Source organism: Sporosarcina gallistercoris, from assembly GCF_014836415.1.
Taxonomy (GTDB): Bacteria; Bacillota; Bacilli; order Bacillales_A; family Planococcaceae; genus Sporosarcina; species Sporosarcina gallistercoris.
In genome coordinates, this window is record NZ_JACSQY010000005.1 from 19,596 (window position 1) to 35,355 (window position 15,760).

Below are 15,760 nucleotides of genomic sequence, written 5' to 3' on the forward strand. Positions count from 1 at the left end.
AGCGCGACACTATGATCATTTTACCGTATGCGTCAGAAACTGATGAACTTTTTGTTTATATTCCATAGGCTGCGACGCATACGCCTCACCATGGTTTGCATCCTCCACTAAGAAGATTTCAGAACTGCTGGAAGTATTCTGATACAACTCAATCGCATTCTTGACTGGCACAAAAGTATCCGCTTTTCCATGAATATACAATATCGGTACCTCTGTTGTCCGCACAGCTTTTAGTGAACTTGCTTCCTTGAACAAATAGCCAGCCCGCATCTTGGTCACTAAACTAGTACTATCCAACAAAGGAAATGCAGGTAGATGGAACATGCGCTTCATTTGATATGAGAACAATTGATAGACAGATCCGTATGGGCTGTCTGCAACTACCGCTTTCACCTGTGACGGTAACTCTTTTTCCCCGCTAGCCATAAGCACTGTTGCGGCACCCATCGACAATCCATGATACACGACTTCTGTCTCGGGTCCGAGTCTCTCGACTAAAGCATTGGTCCAGTCGATCAAGTCCAGTCGATCCGGCCATCCAAAACCATAATAATCCCCTTCACTCTTTCCATGCCCTCGCGCATCCGGCATGAATAGGTTGTAACCTAATTCCTGATAATAAAAAATGCCGAACAGCCCCATTTGTTTCGCATTTCCTAAATAGCCATGCGTCAAAATGACGAGCTTATCCGACGGTACAGCAGCTGGTAAAAAGTACCCTGACAATTGTAATCCGTCTCGTGATTCTAGTGTTAGTTCTTCAAAGTCCTGGTCGCGCACCCAGTCTATCCAATCGCCATTTACATACAAATCCATGGTTTCATCGGCAACCTCTAAGTCAGCATTATTTTGTAAGAAGTCTTTCGGTCCTCTTTTAATCGCTAGGTCATAAAAAAATATGCCCCCAATGACTTGAATACTGATAAAAACAACTACAACCAACAGTAAAACTTTTCTCCAATTTCTCTTTATCCTTTTCATTCAATTACCCTCAGTCCGTCAAATTCTTTCTTATACTAAGTATACAGGAATCAGAAAGAGAGTATGTGGGTAAATCTATTGAAGAATTGGATGATCTTTCTTACTTCGAATGAGCATTTTAAACATGAAAAACTCTTAAAACGCTTTCAATACACTTTTTGAACGATCAACGCTTACTGAGTGATCACGCAAGTATTGACAATTTTGTTATTCAAATGAAGGATGGGCCCACCATTCATCGGCAATACTCGGTAGGTTCTCTTCTTTGAAATTTTTCCTCTCTTCATTCAATCGTTCTATGGTGGCACCCGAGTAATTCGATTTAATGACATAACGTTCAGAGGTGTTCCCGTATTTATCTGTATATGGATATGTAACATTCACTTTAATATGATCAATGTTCAGACCGAGTTCTTTTACTGCATAGACGGCGTCACGTACAGTAAGTTGAATGCTTTTTTTTGTCATGTTATCTGAGAGGTTCTCTTTGCCTTTATACTCGATTTTCAGTGAAAACGGTTCTTTAGCATCGAGTCCGTCCACACCTACCAAATCGCCAAATTTGTTGTCTTGCAAAGCGGCTTCTACTAGTTTTTTTCTCTTTTCAGGATTTCGCTCCTTCGCAATAGTTCCTGATTTTAATTGGCCAGCCATTACCTCTTGTGTCGCCGATCTCTCATTTTTCAATTCTTCATGCTTTCCACATGCCGTAAGTAGCAAGGCGCACATTCCTATGGCAACTAATTGTTTCATCTTGATATCCCCTCTCTATGCTTACAGAATGCCTCAAGCCACCCTGCTTCATACAGAAGTTTTGCATTTTGTAGATGACAATATTACGTAATCGTCCCCTGTCTTCTATGCGTGTTTGCATGAAAAAAGCATCCGAATTCCAGACACCTTTTAAAAGGCGTGGTGAATTGGATGCTGATTGCTAGTATGGCTGTAATTTAGGTCAAATCATGATTTGACGTACCAAGGATTCTGCTATCACTTCTTACGTATACGGCCATTCACGTAAGATATGATAGGCGGCAAGATCGAAAGTACAATGACACCCATGATGATCGTAGAAAAATTGTCTTTTACAAAGGGGATATTTCCAAACAGGTACCCGACGATTGTGAACAGTCCAACCCACAGCGCTGCGCCTACAATATTGTAGGTGAGGAAATACCGATAATCCATACGGCTGGAGCCAGCAATGAACGGAATGAATGTCCGGATGAATGGCATGAATCGAGCAATGACAATCGTTTTCCCGCCATGCTTATTAAAGAATTTCTCAGCTTGATCGATTTTTTCCTGATTGATCAACCGGCCGACCCATCGATTTTGTGTAATAGCGGTTCCTAGTGTTTTACCGATATGATAATTGACAGTGTCACCGATCACAGCAGCCAGAAAGAACACAAAAATCAAGAGCCCGAGATTGAATACTTGCTTAGTTGCAGCAATCGCTCCGGCCGCAAACAGAAGTGAGTCACCCGGCAGGAAAGGAAAGATCACGATGCCTGTTTCCGTAAAAACAATCAGAAACAAAATGACGTAGGACCAAGCACCAAAGTTTTGAATAATCTCAACTAAATGTTCATCAATGTGTAAGATGAAGCTGATCATGGTTTGAATGAATGACATATGGATTCTCACTTTCAAAGTAGGATATGTATGATTCCTGCATGAGTCTAGGAACTTTCTCAGTAGAGATCAGTAACCTTCATTATCATACTTCAAATTGAAAGCCTTGTCGTGAATAAGCTAGTTTGTTCTGCAGATTAAAAGATATTAATAAAACCAACACTTACTCTCGGTAATATGATTATCATTTCCCTAATAGCTGATAATTACATACTGACTGTGAGAGAGGTTGTCCATTGAACCAAAAAAACAGCTTTACTACCCTTAACAAGTAGAAGGCTGGTTTTTTTCACACTCAGAGTTAGATACGGCTCTAGCTATTTTCATTAATGGAGATTACGAATAATATAGGTTGCGGCACTACTAGGCAATCCCTAGTCGGAATAGGCTGCGTATTATTTTCCACCTTCTGCCGAAAGTGCCCCAATCGCGGGACAGAGATGTGCCGCGCCTCTGTGATTACTAGTATACACATGTATTCACAAGAATATTCATCAACATAGTTACAATCTATTTAGCGTATGCTATTAGGTAAAGTTTGATTTTCTACATGTTGAAGTAGTCAACACTATTCAACCCCATCCAATTTAAAAAGTTTTTCAGGTTTCGAGTTTGTTATTCAGGGAAATCTTCTAATAGTACATAATTGAGAAGGGATGAAATCATTTGATAGGCACAAAAAGGGCACTATTACTGAAAGAGGATTTTGAGACACGTACGGATTTGCCGGAATGGTTGGTTGAAGAGTATCAGACATTCCACAATACAGTGACGGATAAAACGTTCCCTTGCTATTTTGGGATGAATGGTCAATTGAAAGGTGAGTTGCGTTATGCCTATATCACCCAGGATGACTGGAGTAACCTCCCTCTGGCACTCACTGATTTCCTAGCTCTCTTTGAAGATCCAAAGCATAAGCGCCATGGATTGTTTGTTTTTGTGGAACCTTTTTCAACAGAAGGAACGCTGGAAGACTATCGCAAACAGTTTTGGCAAATCCTCCAATACTTGCACGAGGTCGATGACGTCAAGTGGCCGAAGGAAAGTCCTCGTGATCCAGATCACCATCTGTGGGATTTCATGTTTCACGGAGAACCCATTTTTGCATTCGGAAACACCCCTGCTTACAAGCAGCGAAAGACGAGAGACTTAGGAAATGCGATGGTGATTGGTTTTCAACCACGTAAAATATTCGAGGGATTAAAAGGTACCGAAAAAGGTGGGATCATGTCTCGTGAAAAAGTACGGGAACGTGTAGAAGCTTGGGATCATTTACCGAAGCACCCGGATATCAGCCACTTCGGAGATCCCGAACATAATGAATGGAAACAGTTCTTCATCGGTGACGATAGTGAGCCGATCCAAGGGAAATGTCCATTTATGCATAAGGAAATGAAACAAAAGCCGTCCTAATGGGCGGCTTTTTAGACTGCATATAATAAAATGGAGACGTATTAAAAGAGGTTGTATGAAAGTCTTAAATCATTTGTCTCTTTTAAAGGTCTGTTATCTATTCGGAAGTGTGTCATTCCCCTTCACCGAGGTTGGATATTTTCTTTGAAAGTGTCGGATCCTTCTGGCCAAGTTGGAAGTTTCCGATTTTCCCTTCTTTCGTTGAAAAAATCGCTTTTCCTTCAAGTTCATGCAGGGAAGGCTCTTCACCAGGTGCTGAGAATTCAACAGTCGCTTTAATGAAATATTGATTACTCGCTGTATCTATATCACTCTGCTTCACTTCTGAGTCTACAAGTCTTAACTGGTACTCTTTTTCGAAATCATAGAAATATTGGTATTGAAATAACATGCCTATACTCTCAGCTCGTAATAACCCATCTTCTGTGAAATAGGGAAGGTACTTTTCTTTGATATAACTAGTTAGTCTCATCTCATCTTCTTTTTGTTTCACACTGCCCATGTCTTCTGTTCCACCCATAGCTGCATTTACTAACTGAACGTATTCCTCGTCGGGGCCATTAAGCTCTTGTTCCAACACAGCTTCAATTGTTTTGATATTCGCTTCAACTGAGTGTTCTGTTGTTGGAGCAGTTTCAGTTTTAGTCTCCTTTCCCTCAGTTGCTACCCCTTGTTCGCTACACCCAGCAACAATCATACAAGCTAATGCCCATGTAGTAAAAACCCCTATTCTTTTTTTAGTAACCTGAGTCTTCATCGCAATCACTCTCTCTTCTCTTAGTTTGCAATGCTTATGAAATGTAGGTTCTTTAGTAATATGTACGTTTTATTCATCCATAAGTTTCAATTTTCTATCTTTTCTATACAAATTTAAGGCCATGTGCTGTGCGGCACATGGCTCTAAATTATAACTCAATAACCCAAGTCATGAAAATGATGATTATGGCTGCTGGAACAATATATCGTACAAGGACTTTCCATATTTTATGGAGAGTTGGGTTCATATCTAATTCATCTTCAGTGTCTTGTTGGCTAAGGACATAACCAGCGAAGATCGATACAGCTAATGCACCAAGAGGCATGGCGATTCGACTGGTTAATAGGTCAGCGAAATCGAAAATAGTCCCTCCGAAGATTTGAATATCTCCCAAAAGCCCAAATGACAACGCACTAGGAATCCCGACTAGGAAAATCAGTCCGCCGAATATCCAAGCTGCTCGTTTACGATGTTCATGTTTCTTACGGATTCCAGTTGACACGACAATTTCGAGCATCGCAATCGCCGAAGTCAATGTGGCGAATAGCATGAGAATAAAGAATACAATCAAGAAAAATCCGCCAAACGGAATTTCGTTGAAAATTGCAGGAAGAACTACAAATATAAGTCCGGGTCCTTCAGTTGGCGATTGACCAAGTGCAAATACTGCAGGGAATATAACGATCCCTGCGAGAAGAGAAATGACGATATTCAATATCGACACGTTAAGAGCGGATTGACCAAGTCGTTCTTCTTTTTGTAAGTACGATGCATACGTCATCATTGCCGTCACACCGACACTCAGTGAGAAGAATGCTTGACCGAGTGCCAAGAGGACCGTTTTACCTGTCAAATAGCTCCAGTCAGGTACGAACAAGAATCGTATTCCCTCCATTGCCCCCTCAAGTGTCAGAGAACGAACTGCAAGTAAGATGAAAAAGATGAACAGTAATGGCATCATCCATCGACTCGCACGTTCGATTCCACCGCGGATACCACTTTGTACGATCCAGACGGTAATCGCCAAGAATGCAGCTTGAGCGAGTAATACTTCCGCCGGATTCGCAATTATATCGTTGAATAATCCACCATAGTCCACGCCAGAAAGACTACCCATCAAAGAACGGATGAGATAGGATAAGATCCAGCCTCCAACGACGCTATAAAATGATAAAATGATGAATGATGCAACAAGCCCCATCCATCCTACCCAATTCCAGTTACGTCCTTTCGATAACTTCTCAAGTGAGGTGACGACATCCGCCTGTCCCCTTCTGCCGATAACGAATTCCGCCAGTAAAATCGGTAACCCGATCAGTAGCGTACTTAATATGAATAACAACACAAATACACTGCCGCCATTCATCCCTGCCATATAAGGGAATTTCCAAATAGCACCCAGACCAATCGCACTTCCGGCTGCTGCTAATATAAATCCAATTTTAGATGTCCATTGTTCCCGTTCTTTCATCTCCAAACCCCGTTTCAAGCAAACAAAAAAGTTTACAAATCGTTTAGTTGTTTCAAATCACCTGTCACGGCATCTACAGCTTCTTCAGAATCCAGCAATCCACATAGTTTGTATGTCCCCGAAGGTTGGTGATACACATATTTAGGATCGAGAGTAATATACGAAACCATTTTTTCGAAAGCATCTTCATGAGCAATTGTTTCGATACGGGGTTGAGTAAATCCTTCAAAAAGTTGTGCCATTTCGCTTGAATCCAGGAAATTCATCACTTCATACGTATCCTTATTCAGCATTATCAAAATTTTCCTGCGTAGAGGGCCCGCAATTTCGCCTATTTTGCGACATACGACTTCTATCATTCCCGGCTGTTGCATAATCCGATACACTACCCATTTGCCAGCTTCGTCTGGAAGCGCTGAAGACAAAAATGAGGTTGCAGATTGTATACAGCGTTGTTGAACTTCCTCCGTTACCCCACTGATAGGTTGTTTGAGCGCATTAAAGGCTTCTTCAGCCGTGAGTTCAGGTCCAAATGGCTGAATCGCCTGTTTTTCAAAATCTTGTTGTGAAGCGGATGTCCATTGTAAAACAGCCTGAGGAAACCTTGCTGACTGTTCTTCAGTGAAATAAGGCAGGACACTTCCATCTTGTGCGATGAACACCTCATCAATCGCGTAGTAATCTGCAAAGCAGGCTTCATCCTCAATTGGTAATCGAATTGGCGTGAGTTGCTGCCGTACAAGTGGTTCGATCGATTCGAGGGTCAGTGTAAAAGGTCCATCCTCAAACTCATTTGATACTATTAGTGGCAGAGTACACATAATAATTCGACCTTGTCTATCCCATTCGATCTCTAGAAATCCGTTCGTATGTATTGGAATATTATGGTGCACGACAGCACCTTCGATTCCATTTTCGTGACGATTGGTTAGAACAAACTCCTGCCCGACATGTAATCCTGTCTGTTGCTCCGCCCAAAGAATGAACTGCTCATCACTTGTCGCGATAGAATCAGCAAAAGAATGCTGTCCTTGTGTTACGGCAAGGAGCAATTGCTGAAAACGCAGTGAATATCTAATGGAAACCGTCCCATCTGGAAGCAAGTCTTCTTCTTCAGGGGCAGCGGCTGCAGGCGGAAGCCAGTCTGCATGCAGCAAGATGTCAAAACCGCCAAATGCAGACACTTCTTGTGAAAGGGAGTGTGTATGAAGAACAAATTGCTGGATTCCCAGCGTTCCTTGCAATTCTTGCAACACAGCTTCAATTCGTTTGTCCAAAGTGGTCGCCTCCTCTTGTCTTACTCGAAAAATACTTTATCCGTGTTATACTTTGCACGCATCGTGTTGATAATGTACGTTTCGTAAATTTCGCGTTCCATTGCATCTTCCACAACGATTACAGCAATTTTATTCACTTCATCGCGATGTGGTTTTAAAGGTGAAACGTTATCTTCTAAATGTTTTTTAACACGGGGGCGCAGCTTGCGTGCTTTCCCTACAAATAGCAACTCGTCTTGTTTGTTGTAGAATAAAATGATTCCGCCTTTGTCACGGGGAATTTCGTGCAGGTCCACAAATCCGCAAATCGGTTTGATCGGCACAATATTGGCGGATACTTTTTGAAGCCGCTGTTCAATTTTTACATCAATTTCAGGAATAGTAATAGAAATCATCAATGTCACGTCCTATCTAGTTTTGTTATAAATCCTACCACAGTTTTGCGCGGAATGCGATTTGTCGATATATTACGACGAATAAACCGCCCTTTTTACAGGACGGTCGTAGGTTTCAAGTTATTTTTCAAATACTTCATGAAGCACTTTATCCGGAGTCGAATTGTTCAAATTTTTATGGATGACGCTTTTCGGTTTTTTATTTAGCGCGGATGCGAATGATTGAGAGGATTCGGCTTCTCCAACGACATGAATCTCATCCCAATTCCGTTCTTTTTTCATCTTTTCCACGTCTGCCGCCATCGATTTATAAAAACGCTCCAAGTTTTCCTTCATGCGTTGGTCGAAATCATCCGAATGGCTGCCACCGGTACCCCTATTTCCTGAGGGATTCATATCATTATCCAGACGCCATATATCTAATCCGGAGTCGTAATTGTATACCAAATCATCTCCTACATATCCCATCGCAGTATCTAAAATACGTACATTTCCTATACTCGGCATGATGATCCCTGAATTAGGATAAGCTTTCAGCATGTAATGCAATTCTTCAGTCACCGGATGGTTTTCCCAATGAAAACTTGTTTTAACCGCAATTTGCACATAATGGACGGACCATAAATCAGGGTCTTCCGCAGCAAAAATAATGACTCCCTTTTTTAAGTCATTATGATTTCTTTCGATTTCTTCTGTCACCCGCGCTTTAGCCTTTTTAAATGCTTTAAGTTCTTTGTCGTTCGAAGCTTCCAAGTATTCCTCCAGACGCTTCAATCCGGATTTCAAATGGATCTTCCAAGCGCCTTTCTGCTGATCTGGATCAGCAGGATTGGTATTCAAATACACACTTAGTACGCACCTGTCCTCGCAATGGTAATCTTTTAGAGTTTGAAGTTCTTCACTTAATGTCATTAATGCTTCGACCTCCTCATGATCTGCTTCTCTTTCTGTGATACCCTCCCGCTCGGAAATTAAACGGCGGAATTTTACGGAAAATCAGAATTTCAATTTCGCGTTAAGAATACATGGTTTTTATATCGAACGCACATCCCTAATACTTGAAAGCTTGTTTTAAACCTTCCGTGAGTGCTATACTTTTTTAAAATTAAAATTGCAGACAGGTGATGATTGTATGAATTACGATGTTTTCCTTTTTGACTTAGATGATACGCTTTTGGAATTCGATACAAGCGAGCAGAATGCATTCCGGAATGCATTTACAGAGGCTGGTCTTGCAGAAGGACTTGACGCTTATCGTGCGGAGTATAAAGCTATCAGCAAAATTCTCTGGAGACAATTGGAAGAAGGCACTACGACGATGCAGGAACTGAGCGTAAGCCGTTTCCGTCAATTATTCGATAAATTCGGCATTGACCTTGACCCTGCCGCCTTTTCTGAAACGTATTTAGCGTTTCTAGGAAAAGAAGCTCATCTAATTGATGGTGTCATGGATATGCTGGACCGCTTAGGGGATGTGCGCCTTGCTATTGTGACGAATGGTTTTATCAAAGCTCAGATTGCTCGAGTTGCTTGTTCTTCTTTGAATAAACGTTTTGAAACGATTGTTTCTTCTGAAGAAGCAGGCTTCCAAAAACCGCGCCCAGAGATTTTCCAAGAAACGCTGGACCGTCTTGGCGTCACAGACAAATCACGGGTTTTAATGACTGGAGATTCCCTAACTTCAGACATACGCGGCGGCCACAACTTTGGAATCGATACGTGTTGGTATAACCCAAATGGTTTGGAAAATACAACAGAATACAAACCCACTTACGAAATCCGCAATTGGGAAGAGTTCCGAGTTAAAGAAAAAGCTGCACATTGAATTTAAAAAGCTGCTGGATGTCAGATAATCTGACGTCCAGCAGTTTTTTTGGGGATTGGAGAGTAAAAGCATTTTTTGTTATTAAAAACAAGCTATGCGCTACTAATTAACGCTTTATAATACTTGAATGATTGCCTTTTTGTAGATTAAGTTTATTGTTCTCCAATCTGTCGCTTGATACTGCGGATTGTTGCTGTAAATGTTCCGAGTTTTAATTTTTGAAATGTTTCATTTTGGATTTATGAGCGTTTTTCGCAGTTTATGAGCACCTCCAGAGATCTATCATCTCGCTGAAGTTCATTTCCTCTTATTAAAACCCCATACTCAGCTAAGAGTATGGGGTTTACATGATTATGCGTTCGTTTTCAATTTTGCGTATTCCGTGATTCCATTGTAATAGCGATTCAGAGAAGATGGAGAGACTTCGAATACATCAGCAATAGCTTTAACCGTAAGCTCGAGCGGTTCAAACAGCGCATGTTCTTGCCCATAGCGGATGGCGCCTGCTGCTATTGCAACATCTTTACGCGCATTTGGCTGCTCCTCAACTAAGTAATCCTCGATCAATTCCAGAAGCGCATCGGATTTACGATCATTTGCTTCTAAAAATGAGGCAATCCTTCCAAGGACACCTTGTTCGAAATTGGTGAACTCTTCCCCTTTGTACCCATTCTCCGCTAGTTTTTCCCATAGTGTAACTGAGTGGTTTCTCATGTATGTTTCAGAATCCTGATCGACATTTGTGAACTCCGTCACAAATTCATCAAAGACGGAACTTTGGTCGACCGGGAAAAAGATTAGCGTCGAGACAGCGAGAACTCCGTTTATTCCATCTGGTAAAGTGAAGCACCAGAGATGGACGTCTTCTGGGACGGGCTTCTCAGACTCTCTGCGTAACAGGACATTCCGGTTATTCAACCGATCGTACACGGTTAAATAAGATTCATCTGTCTGAATAACTTTTCCAAGAAGTGTTTGTGGGACCGACCAGCTTTCAAGAACTTTAATAACCGATGGACGGACGGTTTTCTTCAATTGCTTACGAACAAAACCTTCCCAAATATCCGTACGATTATGGAAAAAGAATTCGTCCAACGCAATCGCTTCAATCATTTCTTCCGAATATGCCTCAGATAGAGGTAGTTTCCATTGGATTGCAAACTCGCGATAATCACCAAAGTCTTTTTGCTTTGGATACTCGTCATAAAACGACTGTAAAATACGTTCCATTTCTTCTGCTTGTACAACTTCCACTGTCAGTTCTTCCTTACCTGCACAACATTTCTTATATTTCTTTCCGCTGCCGCAAGGGCACGGGTCATTTCTACCGATCATCTTCAACACCTGCTTCTTCTTAAGCTGTTTTCCAGTTTACCACTTTTCTAAATGGGATGGAAGTTTGCTTCTATGATTTGACCCGTTCATTCATATGGACTACCTTATTTCTTCCTGTTTCTTTGGCATGATATAGACATTCATCTGCTAGTTCAAGAAGTCTTAGGAAATGTTCTGCGTGCTCCGGTATGTTAGCAACACCTGCTGAAAATGTTATCGGCTCACCAATTGCACTCATTTCGTTAGACACTTCAATCCTAATTTCATTCATCCATTCGCTTGCTTGTTCATTTTCAATCTGTGGAAACAAGATTACGAACTCTTCCCCGCCAAATCGATAGCACATTCCTTTGTCTTTTGTTCGTTGCTGTAATTTTTCAGCTAGATCTTTTAACACTTCGTCTCCCATTGTGTGTCCATACATATCATTTACTCGTTTAAAACGGTCGATATCTAAAATTGCTAAGGAAAAGGAGACTTTTTTTTCTACAAGCGTTCTTGCTTGCTCGTTCAGTGCCCGCCTATTTAATAAACCTGTAAGCGGGTCTGTAGATGACTCTTGTATAAAATGATCTACTCGATCCTGAAAACGGCTATAACTATCTGTTAAAGCAAGATCGAGCTGAATCGCCTCATGATACCATGCACCGCTCTCAAGTGGCGCATGCCCATCTCTTTCTAATTGATCTGATGCATAGCTTGCCAGTTTCTCAAGCGGTTTTGCAATTTTATAAGCAAAGTAAAGAATAATAAGGGCAGACAATAATATGAATGGAAGGGATTTCACAATCATTTCTTTCACCATCTGTTTTGAGGAAGCTAATGCGATTTCAGTGGGTCTTTGAGTTACTACTCCCCACTTTGTTAGAGGAACAGATGCGTACCCCGCCAACATATCCTGATTTTTACTATTCAATAGCCTCATACTGCCGCTATGTCCCTTCCTTAGCTCCTCGATTGCGGGGTTCTTAGTCACAACCTCTCCGACACGTTCACGATTCAAATGGTACATCAGCATTCCGTCTTCATCTACTACATATACGTAAGAACCGTCTTCATAGAAGTGTTGCCCTAATAGATCATATAGCACGTTTTTTTCTTTTAGATAAATACTTCCTCCGATCAGCCCGATCACATTACTTGAAGAGTCTTTAATCGGTGAGGTTATAAAGACCACCAATTTGTCTGTCTGAGTTTGATAAGGCTTACTAATAGAAGGCTTCCCCGTTGATAAAGTCTCGATCCCTGCTTCATCTAAAAGTGGCTTTCCTATAAGAGTTCTAATTTCTGAAGAAGTCCCTTGGATCATCCCTTGATTATCTGTAATGAGGACCGAACTCAACGACTCACCTTGGACAACTAAGCGTTCAGCTTCGTAATTGAGTTGCTGCTGATCGACTTCAGCCAAATAGGGTGACAGATTGTTCGCAGAATAAGCAAGGAGTCTTTCAGTCCTCAATAAATAGTCTTCTGTCATTTTCGCTAATTTTTGCGCATAGGCAAAATTCGTTTCCAATGTCGTTTTTACAAGGGTTTGCTGATCCGCACGGTATCCGGCGTAAAGACTACTTGCTAGAGTTAACGTGATGGATAGCCAAGCGATAGCTAACAACAATTGTTTTAAGGAAATTTTCATACCGGACACCGCCTTTCTGCAAAATAGTCATTTATGATCAAGACTATTATACCATAAAAGACAAAAAACAACATATTTTTATTACTTTTTTATATCACCATACTTTTTAATGCTATTTTTCCCCAATTCTTCAAAAAGTTTGTTGCCGATACCTCTCCACTAATGACAAGTGTATCTTTTTGCTCATCTGACAAGTCGAATTGGACAGCGGATATGCCGTCAGTCGGTATGAATAGGACATCTTTTTCAAGTCTCTTTGAGACATGTTTTTCATCGTGAGCATCTTTCATCGTCGTAAAAAGTGCTTCGTACAGTCCTAAACCATTACGGATAACTGTTTTTTTCTTATCCGCTGGATTATGACTTAGTTTCATACCGACGATTGGGCGCATCTCACCATTGTCGGGTTCATTGAACATCCATAGAGGGAAGTTACTGAGCACACCCCCATCGACAGTGACTGAGTTGCCTGCTAACGAATGGAGAACGACTGGTTCGAAAAAGAAAGGAATGCTTGTGCTCATCCTTAACGCGCGTGCCACAGGGAAAAAGTCTGCTCTTAACCCGTACTCCCCTAAATCATCAGGTAATACAATCAGTTTTCCGTTGGTTAAGTCGGATACAATGATTTTAAGCGAGCCTTCGGGGAGATCCGCAAACGTGTACACTCCTTTTTCTGCGAGGATGTCACTAAACCAATTTTCCAGAGCGGTTCCTTGGTATAGCCCCATTCTCCAATAGAGCTGAAGCCACTTCATGAATGGAATCGGTATAAACGTCTTTCTTGCATCGAGTAACTCAGGAAAGTTTTGTTGTTGCATAATCTCTTCCATTTCACGAGCTGTGTATCCGGCTGCTAACATGGCAGCGACAATGGCTCCTGCACTTGTACCGACCGTCCTCTTAAATGTATAGCCTTTTTCTTCAAACACTTTACATGCCCCTACTAAGGCGAGCCCCTTTAATCCGCCACCTGAAAAGACGCCATCAATTTCCATATATTCTCCACCTTTCTGAAGCCGTATAGTTTACTGTAGGAAACATCTCTTCCATTTAGAACTAGATGCCCCGTTAATCAAAGCAGCTATTTGATTCTTGTTGACGAACTAACGATTAGATGATATAGTTATTAAGTTATAACCAGTTAGCTGATTCTTGAATACTGGCATTCTGCGGAATGTTTACCCATTATACGTATTCAAACTGGCGCGGCTATAGGGCCGCAAGGACGCAAAAGTAGGTAGGGTTTGCGTTGCTTATGTTAGGAAACAACTGCTGAACAACGACCGCGGCAATGATCGTTGTGAGTAAGTACACAATTCTAGATGATAAAAGATGTAAGTTTTTTCTCATATATTCAATAATCGGCTATACAAAAAAATAAAGGGATGCCCCAACCGGGCATCCCTTTTCCAATTCATTCCTTCTTATCACCTATTAAGATTGCTAAAAAAACCATCCCCAAAAACAGTAATCCGAATAATGCGATTGTCACTTGATGATTCTCTGTAGTGTCATATAACACTCCAATCACTAGCGGTAAAATCCCCCCGATTATGTAACCGCCCGTTTGCATCATAGCTGTCCAAGAATTCGTTTCTGCTGCATTTTCCGTTTCATCCAGTGGCAGCACGAGCGCAATCGGGAACATACCTCCTAATGGAACACCCATTAATAGTGCCCCCACCCAAAGTAAAGGTATGTGACCTGTCCCGAATAGTACAACTGCAACTAGACCAATTAAGAGAATAAACAACAGCCACATTTTCCGCCCGGGATATCGTTCCATCATAAGCGGGATTGTAATATTCAAGACTATTTGAACCGCTGTCATGAGACTAACTAACGTACCTGCCTGAACCATCGTCATCCCCTTCGACATGGCAATGGGCGCAAGCCAGATAACAATCGAGAAAAAGGCGGCGGACTGCAATCCGAAAAATAATAGGAATAACCATGCTTTGCCGTTTTTCCATGGGGAACGAACTTCACTCATTTCTTCTATAGATGGACTTCCGCCGTGTTGCCGAACGATAAGCCCGTCGTTTCCTGAGGCGAGCCAGGCTGCGATTCCCACAAAAGCTAGCACCGCCCATATACTGAGCGCAAATGAATACGATCCGGTTAGCTCGTATAAGTATGCCGACAACCCTGTACTCACTGTCGCTCCTGCCCCAAGACCGAATGAATAGATTCCAATAACAGGGCCAGCCCGGTGCGGAAAGTTCTGCTTGATCATAGCAGAAAGGAGCGGTCCAGCTATGGCAATCGCTATCCCTACTCCTATAGAAGAAACTAACAGCATTGTGTAAGTCGGTATGAATTCACGTAATGCCGTCATCACACCGATAATGGCCACCATTAAGATCATCGTTGCATTTAATCCGAACCTGCGATTTAACACGGGTGCCAGTGAAGCGAACACGCCCATGCAGATGACAGGTAATGCGGTCAGCATACTAACTTGGGCATTACTGAGCACCAGTTGCGCCCGGATCGTTTCGAGGAGCGGCCCGATTGACGTTATGGCAGGCCGCATGTTTAAAGACACTGCAAAAATCGCAACAATCATGAGAACCGTTTTTTTAGTAGTAAGCACGTTAGGATTCATAAGGATTCCTTTCTAAAACTGATTCATCGAACTTGCGTTTGTTTTTTTCAAGTCGTATAATTTTCTGAGAAAGGATGAATTCTATGAAACTATTTCATTGGTCCTATACTCGGAAATATCAAGTAAAAGGTGTGTTCGATACTTTTCCTGACACTGTTGTGGTATTTCGGCAAATCAATGGATATTACTTCATTAACACGATGAAAGGGCTCAATCCAATGGATTTGCCCACTAGAAAACATTATGTGCAGATGGAGTACTTGATCAATAAAGAACTGGGCACACTGCCAGCATATAAAAACCGGAGAGCCCTTCAAAAGAGAGAAAGCTCTTAAACAATATAGACGTTATACCCATAGAACTATTGTAAGCTTGAAAAATGGATTTTGCCACTGTAATTTCCCCCACCCTGGCAACAATC

15 protein-coding genes are annotated in these 15,760 nt (G+C 41.6%); 3 read left to right on the forward strand and 12 right to left on the reverse strand.

The window, feature by feature from the left end:
• Nucleotides 1-15: 15 nt before the first annotated feature.
• From H9659_RS08105 to H9659_RS08115, 3 genes are all read right to left on the reverse strand, one after another.
• Complete coding sequence (locus tag H9659_RS08105; protein WP_191689444.1) at nucleotides 16-981, reverse strand: alpha/beta hydrolase; 966 nt, start codon at nucleotides 979-981, stop codon at nucleotides 16-18.
• Between the two features lie 207 nt (nucleotides 982-1,188).
• On the reverse strand, nucleotides 1,189-1,734 hold the full coding sequence (locus tag H9659_RS08110; RefSeq protein ID WP_191689445.1) for a hypothetical protein: 546 nt from the start codon (nucleotides 1,732-1,734) through the stop codon (nucleotides 1,189-1,191).
• 237 nt (nucleotides 1,735-1,971) lie between these two features.
• The gene (locus H9659_RS08115; RefSeq protein ID WP_191689446.1) at nucleotides 1,972-2,619 is read right to left on the reverse strand and encodes a DedA family protein; all 648 of its coding nucleotides are present in this window, start codon (nucleotides 2,617-2,619) and stop codon (nucleotides 1,972-1,974) included.
• 666 nt (nucleotides 2,620-3,285) lie between these two features.
• On the opposite strand from H9659_RS08115, the gene H9659_RS08120 reads away from it, so the two are divergent.
• The gene (locus H9659_RS08120) at nucleotides 3,286-4,032 is read left to right on the forward strand and encodes a YqcI/YcgG family protein (RefSeq protein ID WP_191689447.1); all 747 of its coding nucleotides are present in this window, start codon (nucleotides 3,286-3,288) and stop codon (nucleotides 4,030-4,032) included.
• Between the two features lie 112 nt (nucleotides 4,033-4,144).
• On the opposite strand, the gene H9659_RS08125 is transcribed toward H9659_RS08120, so the two are convergent.
• The 5 genes from H9659_RS08125 to H9659_RS08145 all read right to left on the reverse strand — a co-directional run bounded on the left by H9659_RS08125 (nucleotide 4,145) and on the right by H9659_RS08145 (nucleotide 8,844).
• On the reverse strand, nucleotides 4,145-4,798 hold the full coding sequence (locus tag H9659_RS08125) for a hypothetical protein (RefSeq protein WP_191689448.1): 654 nt from the start codon (nucleotides 4,796-4,798) through the stop codon (nucleotides 4,145-4,147).
• 139 nt (nucleotides 4,799-4,937) lie between these two features.
• Nucleotides 4,938-6,260, reverse strand: a complete 1,323-nt coding sequence (locus tag H9659_RS08130; protein ID WP_191689449.1) for a sodium-dependent transporter — start codon at nucleotides 6,258-6,260, stop codon at nucleotides 4,938-4,940.
• A 32-nt stretch (nucleotides 6,261-6,292) separates the two neighbouring features.
• On the reverse strand, nucleotides 6,293-7,537 hold the full coding sequence (locus H9659_RS08135; protein WP_191689450.1) for a hypothetical protein: 1,245 nt from the start codon (nucleotides 7,535-7,537) through the stop codon (nucleotides 6,293-6,295).
• Nucleotides 7,538-7,557: 20 nt separating this feature from the next.
• The gene (locus H9659_RS08140) at nucleotides 7,558-7,932 is read right to left on the reverse strand and encodes a nucleotide excision repair endonuclease (RefSeq protein WP_191689451.1); all 375 of its coding nucleotides are present in this window, start codon (nucleotides 7,930-7,932) and stop codon (nucleotides 7,558-7,560) included.
• 120 nt (nucleotides 7,933-8,052) lie between these two features.
• Nucleotides 8,053-8,844 carry a VLRF1 family aeRF1-type release factor gene (locus H9659_RS08145; RefSeq protein ID WP_191689452.1) on the reverse strand — a complete coding sequence of 264 codons (792 nt, stop codon included), beginning with the start codon at nucleotides 8,842-8,844 and terminating at the stop codon, nucleotides 8,053-8,055.
• 220 nt (nucleotides 8,845-9,064) lie between these two features.
• On the opposite strand from H9659_RS08145, the gene H9659_RS08150 reads away from it, so the two are divergent.
• The gene (locus H9659_RS08150; RefSeq protein WP_191689453.1) at nucleotides 9,065-9,757 is read left to right on the forward strand and encodes a YjjG family noncanonical pyrimidine nucleotidase; all 693 of its coding nucleotides are present in this window, start codon (nucleotides 9,065-9,067) and stop codon (nucleotides 9,755-9,757) included.
• A 351-nt stretch (nucleotides 9,758-10,108) separates the two neighbouring features.
• Here the strand turns inward: H9659_RS08150 and H9659_RS08155 are convergent, their stop codons facing one another.
• From H9659_RS08155 to H9659_RS08170, 4 genes are all read right to left on the reverse strand, one after another.
• Entirely contained in the window at nucleotides 10,109-11,092 is a 984-nt protein-coding gene (locus tag H9659_RS08155; protein WP_191689454.1) for a YecA family protein, read from the reverse strand.
• Nucleotides 11,093-11,162: 70 nt separating this feature from the next.
• Entirely contained in the window at nucleotides 11,163-12,728 is a 1,566-nt protein-coding gene (locus H9659_RS08160; RefSeq protein ID WP_191689455.1) for a sensor domain-containing diguanylate cyclase, read from the reverse strand.
• Between the two features lie 89 nt (nucleotides 12,729-12,817).
• Nucleotides 12,818-13,726 (reverse strand): patatin-like phospholipase family protein, encoded by a 909-nt coding sequence (locus tag H9659_RS08165; RefSeq protein WP_191689456.1) that lies wholly within the window; start codon nucleotides 13,724-13,726, stop codon nucleotides 12,818-12,820.
• Nucleotides 13,727-14,145: 419 nt separating this feature from the next.
• Nucleotides 14,146-15,339: an MFS transporter gene (locus H9659_RS08170; protein WP_191689457.1), complete on the reverse strand. Its 1,194-nt coding sequence runs from the start codon at nucleotides 15,337-15,339 to the stop codon at nucleotides 14,146-14,148.
• 83 nt (nucleotides 15,340-15,422) lie between these two features.
• Between H9659_RS08170 and H9659_RS08175 the strand changes: the two genes are divergently transcribed.
• Nucleotides 15,423-15,674, forward strand: coding sequence for a hypothetical protein (locus H9659_RS08175; RefSeq protein WP_191689458.1), 252 nt, complete (start codon nucleotides 15,423-15,425; stop codon nucleotides 15,672-15,674).
• The last annotated feature ends 86 nt before the right edge of the window (nucleotides 15,675-15,760 follow it).

Coding starts and splice junctions, on each gene's coding strand:
- H9659_RS08105 (WP_191689444.1), bottom strand. CDS start 981: ATGAAAAGGATAAAGAGAAATTGGAGAAAAGTTTTACTGTTGGTTGTA.
- H9659_RS08150 (WP_191689453.1), top strand. CDS start 9,065: ATGAATTACGATGTTTTCCTTTTTGACTTAGATGATACGCTTTTGGAA.
- H9659_RS08160 (WP_191689455.1), bottom strand. CDS start 12,728: ATGAAAATTTCCTTAAAACAATTGTTGTTAGCTATCGCTTGGCTATCC.
- H9659_RS08140 (WP_191689451.1), bottom strand. CDS start 7,932: ATGATTTCTATTACTATTCCTGAAATTGATGTAAAAATTGAACAGCGG.
- H9659_RS08145 (WP_191689452.1), bottom strand. CDS start 8,844: ATGACATTAAGTGAAGAACTTCAAACTCTAAAAGATTACCATTGCGAG.
- H9659_RS08130 (WP_191689449.1), bottom strand. CDS start 6,260: ATGAAAGAACGGGAACAATGGACATCTAAAATTGGATTTATATTAGCA.
- H9659_RS08155 (WP_191689454.1), bottom strand. CDS start 11,092: ATGATCGGTAGAAATGACCCGTGCCCTTGCGGCAGCGGAAAGAAATAT.
- H9659_RS08165 (WP_191689456.1), bottom strand. CDS start 13,726: ATGGAAATTGATGGCGTCTTTTCAGGTGGCGGATTAAAGGGGCTCGCC.
- H9659_RS08110 (WP_191689445.1), bottom strand. CDS start 1,734: ATGAAACAATTAGTTGCCATAGGAATGTGCGCCTTGCTACTTACGGCA.
- H9659_RS08170 (WP_191689457.1), bottom strand. CDS start 15,339: ATGAATCCTAACGTGCTTACTACTAAAAAAACGGTTCTCATGATTGTT.
- H9659_RS08175 (WP_191689458.1), top strand. CDS start 15,423: ATGAAACTATTTCATTGGTCCTATACTCGGAAATATCAAGTAAAAGGT.
- H9659_RS08115 (WP_191689446.1), bottom strand. CDS start 2,619: ATGTCATTCATTCAAACCATGATCAGCTTCATCTTACACATTGATGAA.